This window comes from Peptoniphilus sp. (genome assembly GCF_034090345.1).
In the GTDB taxonomy this organism is placed as follows: Bacteria; Bacillota; Clostridia; order Tissierellales; family Peptoniphilaceae; genus Peptoniphilus.
The window spans coordinates 1-11,463 of record NZ_JAXDSS010000066.1; the positions used below are offsets into that span (position 1 = coordinate 1).

General features: G+C 32.3%; 8 protein-coding genes. 6 read left to right on the top strand and 2 right to left on the bottom strand.

Annotated elements, in window-relative coordinates; all coding sequences use genetic code 11:
• Both SOR77_RS05600 and SOR77_RS05605 read left to right on the top strand, forming a co-directional pair.
• Positions 1 to 842 (top strand): alpha/beta hydrolase (locus SOR77_RS05600; RefSeq protein WP_320636187.1); only part of this gene is annotated, 842 nt, incomplete at its 5' end.
• A 194-nt stretch (positions 843 to 1,036) separates the two neighbouring features.
• A complete protein-coding gene (locus SOR77_RS05605; protein ID WP_320636188.1) occupies positions 1,037 to 1,348 on the top strand; it encodes a DUF1904 family protein in 312 nt (103 codons plus the stop codon).
• Positions 1,349 to 1,413: 65 nt separating this feature from the next.
• Here SOR77_RS05605 and SOR77_RS05610 read toward each other — a convergent pair whose 3' ends face one another.
• Complete coding sequence (locus tag SOR77_RS05610) at positions 1,414 to 2,439, bottom strand: NAD(P)-dependent oxidoreductase (protein WP_320636189.1); 1,026 nt, start codon at positions 2,437 to 2,439, stop codon at positions 1,414 to 1,416.
• A 151-nt stretch (positions 2,440 to 2,590) separates the two neighbouring features.
• On the opposite strand from SOR77_RS05610, the gene SOR77_RS05615 reads away from it, so the two are divergent.
• Positions 2,591 to 4,561 (top strand): S-layer homology domain-containing protein, encoded by a 1,971-nt coding sequence (locus SOR77_RS05615; protein WP_320636190.1) that lies wholly within the window; start codon positions 2,591 to 2,593, stop codon positions 4,559 to 4,561.
• A 234-nt stretch (positions 4,562 to 4,795) separates the two neighbouring features.
• Here the strand turns inward: SOR77_RS05615 and pdxS are convergent, their stop codons facing one another.
• A complete protein-coding gene (gene pdxS, locus SOR77_RS05620) occupies positions 4,796 to 5,656 on the bottom strand; it encodes a pyridoxal 5'-phosphate synthase lyase subunit PdxS (RefSeq protein ID WP_320636191.1) in 861 nt (286 codons plus the stop codon).
• Positions 5,657 to 5,745: 89 nt separating this feature from the next.
• Between pdxS and SOR77_RS05625 the strand changes: the two genes are divergently transcribed.
• The 3 genes from SOR77_RS05625 to SOR77_RS05635 all read left to right on the top strand — a co-directional run.
• Complete coding sequence (locus SOR77_RS05625; protein WP_320636192.1) at positions 5,746 to 7,104, top strand: PLP-dependent aminotransferase family protein; 1,359 nt, start codon at positions 5,746 to 5,748, stop codon at positions 7,102 to 7,104.
• 1,885 nt (positions 7,105 to 8,989) lie between these two features.
• A complete protein-coding gene (locus SOR77_RS05630) occupies positions 8,990 to 9,739 on the top strand; it encodes a hypothetical protein (protein WP_320636193.1) in 750 nt (249 codons plus the stop codon).
• Between the two features lie 344 nt (positions 9,740 to 10,083).
• On the top strand, positions 10,084 to 11,463 hold a 1,380-nt coding region (locus tag SOR77_RS05635), incomplete at its 3' end, for a hypothetical protein (RefSeq protein WP_320636194.1).

Below are 11,463 nucleotides of genomic sequence, written 5' to 3' on the forward strand. Positions count from 1 at the left end.
GAAACAGAAAAGTAAAACCTCTAAAAAAGATTGAAAATTCAATTATAAAAGAAAATAAAGAACTTCAAGAAAAGAAAAATAAAGAATTTTTGGACAACAACACACAACAGGAAATAAGCATAAAAAGTTTTGATGGACTTAACTTAAAAGGTTATTGTTATTTGAATAATGACTCCAAAAACTGGGCGTTGATAATACACGGCTACAGAGATACCCATGAAGATATGTATGCGTATGTTCAAAGATATTTTGAAAAAGGATACAATGTATTGATGCCGGACTTAAGGGGTTCCGGAAATTCAGAGGGCGAATATATAGGAATGGGGTATTTAGATAAATATGACAGTAGCTCATGGGTGGATTGGGTAGTTAAAAATAATGAAAATCCGGAAATTGTAGTACACGGTCTTTCTATGGGAGCAGCTACGACTATGATGTTGGCAGGAGAAAAAACTCCGGATAATGTTAAAGTATTTATAGAAGATGCCGGATATACTTCCGTTTATGATATTTTCAAATCCGAGCTAAAAGTTAGATTTAATTTGCCAAGTTTTCCGATTTTAAATGTTGCCGGAATGATAAGCAATATAAAGGCGGGCTATGCTTTTAAAGGGGCATCAGCAGTTGAGCAAATTGCAAAATCAACTAAACCGGTCATGTTTATTCACGCCGAGAATGACAACTTTGTACCATTTAGAATGCTTGATGAATTGTATAATGCAAAACAGATGGGAGCTAAGAAAAAATTAGTTGCTAAAAATGCCGGACATACAGAAGCAAAATATTCTCTAGGTGAAGAATATTGGAATGAAGTTTTTAAATTCATAGATGAAAATAAATAATATTTATATAAGAGTGAGATTAATTTATAATTTCATTCTTTTATATAGCAGAAAGATGAAAAAATAATCTGAATAAAGATAAATAACAGATCTTTCACAGAGATTATAAGTTGCAAAAAATTCAAATTATGTAGTCATGTGTGATAAAGACATAGTACAATTATCTAAAACAGTAGAAATAATAGGAGGTATTTATGCCGCAGTTGATATTTAAGGGAGTTAAGAGAGAAGACACTATTGAGTTAAGTTCCGAACTTCCTGAAAAGTTATCTGAGATGACAGGAACGCCAATAGACTATTTTACAATTGAACGACCTATGACAGAATATTTTTCTAACGGTAAAGAATTTGAAATGTACCCTCTAATTGAAGTGATTCAATTTGACAGAGGTCTCAGCTTAGAAAAGAAAATGGCAGAATTAATACAGACAGAAGTTAAAAATTTAGGATATAGCGAGTGTGAAGTTTACTTTACACACGTGAGGGAAGACGATTATTACGAATAAAAAAAGCCCTTTAAGTCAAAAGATAAAATTTTATCCTAAACTTAAAGGGCTTTTAATTTTAAAATTTATTTTTTTCTAAAGAAATCAAACTTAGAAAATTTATTCCAACCTGATTTTAATTTGGTTTGAAAAGTTTCAGTATTTTTAGTCTCTTCTTTTGAAAAATTTTCAGAGCTATTTAATTCATCATTGATTTTTTCAACTTTGCTTGTATCATAAGGTGAGCTTGAAGTATGTTTTCTTTCGAATTGAACTTCAAAATCTTGGACAGTTTCAAGTTTTGGCTCATTTATAACTTCACTTTCAAGTTCCTCGGCAACAGGTTTTTCTTTTTCCGAAATTTCCGGCTGCTCAACACTTTCATATTGTTTAGATTCTGTAGAATCTATACTTTCATTGGAAATTTGCTCAAGAGAATCTGTTACATCGCCGGACTTTTCTTCTGAAAATTCAATCGGGGCTTCAATATGAGTTTCTTCAAGAGCATCTTGATGTTGAAGATTGTTCAAAAAGTCCTCAGCCTTTATCTTTTCCTCATCAAATAATTTTTTGATAGTTTCGTCTACATCAGGTGCATTCTTTCTGACTAACTCAGCTCTTATTTTATTTAAAATTTTAATCTTATCCATATTGTAAGTAGAAAGAAGCTCGATAATATCATCTTTAATGATTTCAGCTATTGCAGGATTCAACTTTTCATCTGAAATTCCAACCACAATATCCTCTCTGGAAACAAAATCATTTAATAATGCCGAAGAACTTGAAACAACATCACATCTTTCATATAAAATTTTAGTCTTTATTGCTCTATTTTCAAGTGCATTGTTGAGCTCGAAATTAGTAGTCGCAATCAAGAGAAAATCATAAGAAAAGAAGACAAAATCATTACTGATTTGCATTTCTTTTAGGAATAACCGTTCAGGATATTGAGTTTGAAGATTTAAAATTTCATTTACAAAACTTTCAGCAATAACGTAAATTTTAAATTCAGTTTCTAGCATTTTTTTTATTTTGGACAAAGCTAATAACCCTCCACCCAAAACAAGAAGATTTTTATCTTTAGTATTATAACTAATTGGTAAATATCTCATAAGATCACCTCTTTCATATTCATAACCGAATTGACAGTAAATATCTATCTTAAAACTATATTAGCACTATTTTAAATTTATTGAAACAATCTTGTAACATTAATTATATGTACATGTGGTATAATAACAAAAAACAAGGGAGGTTTTTTAAATGCGAATAAATAAGATTACAAAAGCACTTTCAATTGGATTATGTGCTGTTGTGCTTGCTCCAAGTTTAGTTAGTGCTAAAGAATTCAAAGACGTTGCCAAAAACGGTCCTTATAGTTGGGCTTACGGGTATATAGACGAACTTAGCGATAGAGGGATTATAAATGGCTATCCAAGCGGAGAATTTAAGCCGGATAATTCAGTTAGTTTAGAAGAGACGGTTGAACTTATAAAAGGTCTTTTGAGTCCAAGCAGTTCAGAAATTTCATCCGCAAGAGCTAAGTATAAATCTTTATTAGAAGAAGCGAAAGTTCCGGAATGGGCGAGAGATGCGTTTGCAATTGCAATTGAAAACAATGTATTTTCAGAAGCAACAGTTAAAGAAGCAGCAACAAAAGGATTTATAGGCGAAGAAAAAGGTAAAATAGTTCCTGACAGAAACACTATCGCAGTTTACTTTGCAAGAGCCCTTAAATTATCTTCCACAGGAGATGAATCATACCTAAGACACGAAGATAAAAACTCAATACCAAGTTCAACAAGAGGATACCTAGCTAATTTAGTAAAAGAAGGAGTTTTCTCATCAACAGGTTCAGACGGTAAGTTCGAAGGGACGAGAAGTATAAGAAGAAGTGAGATGGCAAAAATCACTAAACTTTCCTATGACTATCTAAAGACTAATAAGAAAAAAGCACCTGAACTTACAACGATTACAGGGAAAATAGTAGTTGCTACAAATATCAGTAATGTAGATACAGTTATTATTGAGCAAAGCAATAAATCTACAATTCAATTAAAGACAAATTCAAACACTAAGATTACAAGCAATGGAACAACTTGGAAATTTACAGACTTGAAACCGGATCAAGAAGTTAAAGTAACATATCAAAAATCCGGAGATGAAAGCACAAACAATGTAATCACAACATTGGAAGTTACAAACTCATCTAAGAATTTAGTCGGTTATATTACAAATAGAGCGCAAGACGGTTTCACAGCTAAGTACAGAGTAGATGACAGCAAAGTAGATACAACAACAGCAACTCAAATTTCAACAACAGATACAGCAACATTTACTTTAGCTGATAAGGCAAAAGTTTATTCGCTGGGAGTTGAAACAAGAGTATCTCAATTGCAACTTGATGATTTAGTGGAATTTAAAACAGATAACTCAGGAAAAGTTTCAGAAGTTGTAGCATATCCTAAAAATGGAAGAGTAACAGGAGAGATAACAGACGTTTATTACGGGTCCTCAACAACAAGAGAATATATAAAAATAAAACTTCAAGACGGTAAAACTTATACATTCTACGGAAGTGAATTGAATAGAAACAATCCATTCTACACAAATACAAGATTATTTGACAACCTTCGAAGAGGCGAAAGAATAACACTATCAACAAACTATAAAATAGTAACAAACATTGGGAATGGTTATGTAAATGGACAAAACTTAACAGGTACTATAGTGGATGTTCGCCAAGATTACGATGGTTACAAAATTGACGTGAGAACATTTAATGGAAATATTGAAACAGTTTACACAAGTAGAAATACCGACTACAGAGAAAATGGAATTGGAAGAACGCAATTATCACCAAGAGACCTTCAAGGAAGAGAAGTTAGCGTAGTTAGAGAGCGTGGTAACTATGCTAAGCTGGTTGAGATTTTGGAAAGAGGTTCTAATTTCCGAGTAAGAGCCATAGTAGATGATGTCAGGATTGACCCGACATTTAATCAAGCCGGAACAACTTACTACTTAACTGTAAAAGATTCAGATAATAACTATATACGAAACAATGACTCATTTACACTTCAAACAACTTATGATAATGGTAGGGCAATTAATAGAGGAGATTTAGTAGAGGTCATTGGAACAAGACTTTCTAATGGAGACTGGAGTGTTCTTGAAGTTAGAGATAACTATGGAAGAACAATTTATGGAAACTATTATTCAAGAGGTCTTAGATAAAATTAAATAGTCTGTGTCAAATTAAAGAGGCTCAAATTTGAGTCTCTTTTTGTGCAATAAAACAAAATATAAAAAATATAAATATAACTAACAAACGTAGGGGCGGCACGTATCTGTAAGAAAATAATAGATAGTAAAAAAGCATAGGCCCGCCCGCCAACCAAATAAAAACCAATAAAAAATGGGTGGCATAACCACCCATAAACCAAAGACAATAAAACCAACACAATAAAATTATCTTTCAGCCATCAAAATTTCAATTTCATCTTCATTAATACCCACCATAGCTTCACCAAGATTTTTAGAAACCTCAGCAATAACAGATGGATTATCAAAATTGGCAACAGCCTTAACAATTGCCTGAGCACGCTTTTCAGGATTACCGCTCTTGAAAATACCACTTCCAACAAACACGCCCTCAGCACCAAGTTGTCTCATAAGGGCGGCATCAGCAGGAGTGGCAACTCCGCCGGCAGAGAAATTCAACACAGGTAATTTTCTATTAGCATGAACATATTCAAGCAAATCAACAGGCACTTGAAGTAACTTGGCTCTGTGATACAACTCATCAGGACGAAGCGCAGCAACCTCAGCCATTTCCCTTTGGATAGTTCTCATGTGAGTAACAGCTTGTACAACGTCTCCGGTCCCGGCTTCACCCTTTGTACGAATCATTGCGGCACCCTCGGAAATTCTTCTAAGAGCCTCACCCAAATTTCTACAACCGCAAACGAAAGGAGTGTTAAAAACTCTCTTGTCTATGTGGTGTTCATGGTCTGCGGGAGAAAGAACTTCAGATTCGTCTATATAGTCAATCCCCAAAGACTCAAGAATTTGTGCCTCCACAAAATGTCCGATCCTCGCCTTAGCCATAACCGGGATTGAAACTACATTCATTATATCGAGAATTATTTGAGGATCACTCATACGGCTCACACCACCGGCAGCCCTTATATCAGCAGGCACTCTTTCAAGCGCCATTACGGCAACAGCACCCGCAGCTTCAGCAATCTTAGCTTGTTCAGGATTAGTTACATCCATGATAACTCCGCCGGCTAATTGATTATGTATTTCTTCTCTAGAATATTTAGTCATTTCATACCTCCATGTTTATATAAGACGATTATAATGGTAAAATGAAACTGTAGAAAGATTCAAAAGAATAAAAAATAAAGGGTCCAGATATGATTACAATACACTTTGAAGAAAATAAAAATTTATACGAACAAATCTATACATACTTTAGAGACGAAATAAAAAATGGAAATTTAAAATGGAAAGATAAACTTCCATCGAGGCGTTCATTGGCACAACACTTGGGAGTGAGTCTTAACACAGTCAAAACTGCATACGACCAACTCACCGAAGAAGGTTATATTGTTTCAGACCAAAGACGAGGTTTTTTTATAGATAAATTGTACGCAGAAAGATTGAAAATGCCAGAGCCTGAAATAGTATTTGAAGAAAGAACAGCTACAGAATATAAATATAATTTTTCTCATAGTTTAATAGATGCCGATAAACTTCCAATTTCAATACTTAAAAAATGCTCAAATGAAGCAATTGAAAACTCCCTAAAAAACTTTTCATTGCCAAAAGGTGGGATTTGGACGCTTAGAATTGAGATAGCAAAATATTTAAAAGAGCATAGAGGAGTGTCGGTATCGCCGGAGAATATAATCATAACAGGCGGATACGGAGAGCATATTTTCATACTCATGTCTTTAATAGACAAGCCCGTATTTGCAGTAGAAGATCCGGGATACAACAAGACAATGGATTTGATAAATGGGCTATCCGAAAAAATAAATAGAATTCCCCTTGATAAATACGGTTTTTCAGTTGCAGATTTAGAGAAGACAAATGCAAATATAGCAATAGTAACACCTAACCATCAATTTCCAACAGGTACAATTATGGTTTTAAGACGTAGGCAGAGATTGCTCGAATGGGCAGATAAAAATTGTAGATACATAGTTGAAGATGACTACGACAGTGATTTCAAATATGCCGGGAAGCCTATACCGGCTCTAAAGAGTTTGGATAAAGACGACAAAGTTATATTATCCGGATCATTTTCAAAAATAGTAGGCAAATTTTTAGGCGTTTCATACTTGGTATTACCACAAAAGCTAAAAGAAAAATACGATAAAATTCAAATTCCGACCTCAGGAGCTTCAATTATCCAACAAAATATTTTGGAAAGATTTATGGCAACCGGTGCATTTGAAAAACATATCAATAGAATGAATGCACATTACAGAAAAAAAAGAAGTGTGATAATAAAAGAATTGAAAAGAGAAGGCATTGAAATATTGGGAGCAGATGCCGGCACATACTTTGTAATGAGAGTTGACGAAAAAATCTGGGATTTGAAAAATTTAAAAGAGAAGTTGTCGAAAAATTCAATCAAACTAAATACAGTTGCCGATTATAGCTCACAAGGCAAATACGAAAGAGATTTGATAATAGGATTTGGTGGATTAAAAGAAGAAAAATTAAAAGAAACGATCAGAAATTTGTTGGAAATTATTAGTTATTAAAATATAAGAAAGGTCCGCTTATAAAACAACAGTTTCAAAAACACGTAGGGGCGGCACGAGAGAAGCGAGGCCCGCCCACTAACCAAAAAGGGCCAATAAATTGAAAATAAAAAATAAATGACTATAATAAAGATGAGGACATACAGATGGTCGCCCGATATCAAAATTGGGAGGTGTATTATGAGTGATTATGAAATCTTATCATTAGTGATAAAGATAACAACACTTATAATAGCCATCCTAACACTATTAAAGTAAATTAGGATATAAAAATACCACCTGTATCATCACTACAGATGGTATTAAATAAAAATATCACATAGGGTGACCGTCTTAAACGGTGTCTTCTTAAATACATTATACCACATTTAAAAAAATTAACAAATTCAAAACAAACCCGGTAATAAAAAACTTATGTCTCATGAATGTGACAGAGAGATTGATACACCAAAACCAAATTGTATATTTATAAAAAACACGAACATAACCAATAACCGTAGGGCGACGTGACTGCAAGAAAAATAAAAAATCAAAACAAAAATAAACAAATAAAAAATATAAATAACAAAACAATATAGGCCCGCCCGTCAACCAAAAAAGGGCCAATAAATTGAAAATAAAAAATAAATGACTATAATAAAGATGAGGACATACAGATGGTTTGCTCCAATCAACAAAGATTGGGGGTGATAGTATGAGTAAATTTGAAATACTAAGCATAATGCTTATGTATCTAACATTAGCCGTAACTATCATAGCCCTATTTCAAAAAAAGAAATAGACAGCAAAATACCTATCTGTATTTGCACTACAGATAGGTATAAATAAAAAACCTATACAACGAGCAAACCGTCTTAAACGGTGTCCTCTTTAAACACATTATATCACATTTAAAAAAATTAACAAATCCAAAACAAATCCGGCAATAAAAAACTTATGTCTCACGAATGTGACAGAGAGATTGATACACCAAAACCAAATTGTATATTTATAAAAAACACGAACATAACCAATAACCGTAGGGCGACGTGACTGCAAGAAAAATAAAAAATCAAAACAAAATTAAACAAATAAAAATAATAAATAACAAAACAGTACAGGCCCGCCCACCAACCAAAAAAGGACCAATAAATTGAAAATAAAAAATAAATGACTATAATAAATATGAGGACATACAGATGGTCACCCAATATCAAAATTGGGAGGTGTATTATGAGTGATTATGAAATCTTATCCCTAGTGATAAAGATAACAACACTTATAATAGCCATCCTAACACTATTAAAGTAAATTAGGATATAAAAAAACCACCTGTATCGCAACCATAGGTGGTTTTTTATTAAAATAAACCTTTAGGGTGACCGTCTTAAACGGTGTCCTCTTTAAACACATTATATCACATTCAAAAAAATTAACAAATCCGAAATGAATCCCAAAAACGAAAATACGGGCGGGCCTATATTTCTTCTTAATCACTTTTTCAATTTATCCATTTTATTTTAATTCCATAACCAATATAACAAAAACGTGCCGCCCCTACGTTAAGAATATAATGCAAATAAAATTTCTAAAATATAAAACAATATAAACGGGCGGGCCTATATTTCTTTCTTAATCATCTTTTCAATTTGTCCATTTATTTTTTAATTCATTATTTATCTTGCAAAAACGTGCCGCCCCTACATTGTTTATATTTCAAGTAAAATTTATCAATTAAAATTGTAATTAACCGATATTTCCAGCTTTGCTCGTGGTAACGACCCATAAACAAAACTAAAAAAACACTTAAAAAACAATAAAATATCTTGCCTGAAAAAACAAAATTGATATATTATCAGAAATAAATATAATATAAATAATCTCTATCAAGAAAATAGGAGGACATATGAGAAAAAGAATTCATAGAAGAAGATCAAAGACAAGATTAAAGAAGTTAATGGTTACGCTAACCGTCGGGTCAATGGTAATTTCACTAGCAAGTAGGAAACCGACACTCGATAAAGATAGTTTTAAAAACGAGCGTAGAATTGAAAGCCGGCTAGAGAGAAAAGAGTTACATAAAAAATCTAAAATAAAATTAATGAGCAGAAAGATGGAAAACAGCCTCTATATAGCCATACATTTAGCAGATAAGAAGAGACATAAAATTTTAGAATATCAAAATGAAAAGTATGAATACATCTATGAAATGGGAACTCACACAACATTTTTAAGACAGACGAGCATTGAGCTGCAAAATGAAACACACAGCTACAAAAGTTATAAAATAGCACAGAGCACAGAAGAAGAATATAGAAGAGACTTGAAAAAATTATATTTGGAAAATGGTATAGAAGACTCAGAAGTTGAGATGACAAAATGCGTGTTAGAAAAAATAAAAAGGGCAAAGATAAAATTGGCTCAACACATTGAAGCTAAATTAGCATTTATAAAATATAACGAAGATAATAAATTTAAAAAAATATATTTAATGCCTTATAGCTATGAATATTATAAAAACGCAGTTGAATATGCGGGAAATCAAAAAATAATAGAGCAAGTATATAAAAAACAAACTCAAATACTCACGATAATAAAGAATAGGTACATTGTAGAAAAATTTGAACTGATAGAAACGATTAAACTAAAAATATAAAAATAAAAAATCAAAAAAAAGCAAATTAAAAGGAATAACGAAACTCAACATATTAAAACAACTTACAAGTTTAAAACAGCAAATAAAAACTCACTTTTAAATAAAAAATCTTGGCAAAATATTAAAGAGACAAAAATAGTTAAATAAAACCCTATAAAATCAATGAAGGAAAGCTGAAAATAATAATTCGATAAATCATTGAAAAATTCAAAAAAATTAAAAAATAATAAATCTTAGATAAATATTGAGGAATTTTGAAATTAGGCTTTTAAAAAACATAAATATAGTATATAATGCTCAAAGACTACTTAGGAATACATTAAAAATTTGTGGAGGATTTAAAATTGAGTAAGAGAATAGGAATATTTTTATTAGCTATAATAACAATGATAGGAGCTCTTCCTATAGAAGTAATAGCAGCAGGGATGGACGATAGAGCTGCTAATTTGGTTGGTAATACACCGGGAAGTCTTGTAGAAAGTAATGACCAACAATATTCCGAAGAAAAAAATAAAAATAGCGAAACTGAGATAATATTGGAATCTGCAAAAGAAACTGCAGAACAAAACAATAAATCGAAAAAAGCAAAACAAACACAAGAAAAAGAAAGCATAGGTGAAGTGAACACACAAGCAGAAACTCAACCTATGCAGTTTGACGTGCAAAAAATTCAAAATCAGCCACAAGGCGACATCCTAAGAGAGATAATAAAGAATAATAATTACGGATTAGATTGGAACAATCCGGAAAACTACGTCGGAAAAGAAGCTACATTAGAAGAAAACTTAATAGAAGGAAGCATAGACTACTTAGAAGCACCTGAAGTGATAGGAAATACAACGTTTTCAAACAAAATAGAAGCGATAATAAACAAAGATGATACGAGAAAAGCAGAGAGCATAACATGGGTGTATAAAACCAAGACAGAAGGCGAGGCCTCAGAACAGACAAATCATTTCATAACAATAAGAGATGCAGGGCTTAACTACCCTATTATAGAAACGAGAAAATTCGACACGATAGAAGGCGAAAACACATACAATCCATATACAAACATAACTTACAGAGATATCCAAAACCAAATACAGAGGATAACAACAGGAAACATCTCAAGCCCAATACAAGAAGCAACAGAAGTAAACAGTCCGGTGCCGAACAAAGTGACACAAACAATAGTAAAAACACCTATATTAGCAGAACAAAATTCATATACACTAATTATAAGAACAGAAACTAAAATAGGACGAGAAATCAAAAATTCTTATAAGACCTTTACAATAAACACAGATAACACAATCACATACAATGCCGTCCTAACCAATGGAATTCAAAGAGAAAACACGATCAATTGGCTAAAGACAGTTGTAAATACAACAGATGAAACACAAAACTTCACAGTAGACCTTACACCGGATAACTCACAAAAAGTATTAAATACTATTCAAGTAAAAAAATACAAACTTACAGAAAAAGGGTATGAAGAAATCTCAGCCGAAAGAGAAGTAAAAGAGATAAACTCATTGTCGGAAGAATCAGCGAAGATAAATCAAATACAAAAAGTTGAAAAACAAATAGAATCTAAAAACGAAATGACAACTTTCGGCATGTTTAAAATTGCTCAAAAAACAGTTGAAGCAGAAAAAATAACACAAGAAAATAAAACGACAGAGCCGCCGGAAAGACAAGAAACAGAACCAATAGAAACCACAGAAGAAGTACCGCAA

Bases quoted from the DNA above. Each gene is read 5' to 3' on its own strand.
- SOR77_RS05605 (WP_320636188.1), top strand. From the start codon at position 1,037: ATGCCGCAGTTGATATTTAAGGGAGTTAAGAGAGAAGACACTATTGAG.
- SOR77_RS05610 (WP_320636189.1), bottom strand. From the start codon at position 2,439: ATGAGATATTTACCAATTAGTTATAATACTAAAGATAAAAATCTTCTT.
- SOR77_RS05615 (WP_320636190.1), top strand. From the start codon at position 2,591: ATGCGAATAAATAAGATTACAAAAGCACTTTCAATTGGATTATGTGCT.
- pdxS (WP_320636191.1), bottom strand. From the start codon at position 5,656: ATGACTAAATATTCTAGAGAAGAAATACATAATCAATTAGCCGGCGGA.
- SOR77_RS05625 (WP_320636192.1), top strand. From the start codon at position 5,746: ATGATTACAATACACTTTGAAGAAAATAAAAATTTATACGAACAAATC.
- SOR77_RS05630 (WP_320636193.1), top strand. From the start codon at position 8,990: ATGAGAAAAAGAATTCATAGAAGAAGATCAAAGACAAGATTAAAGAAG.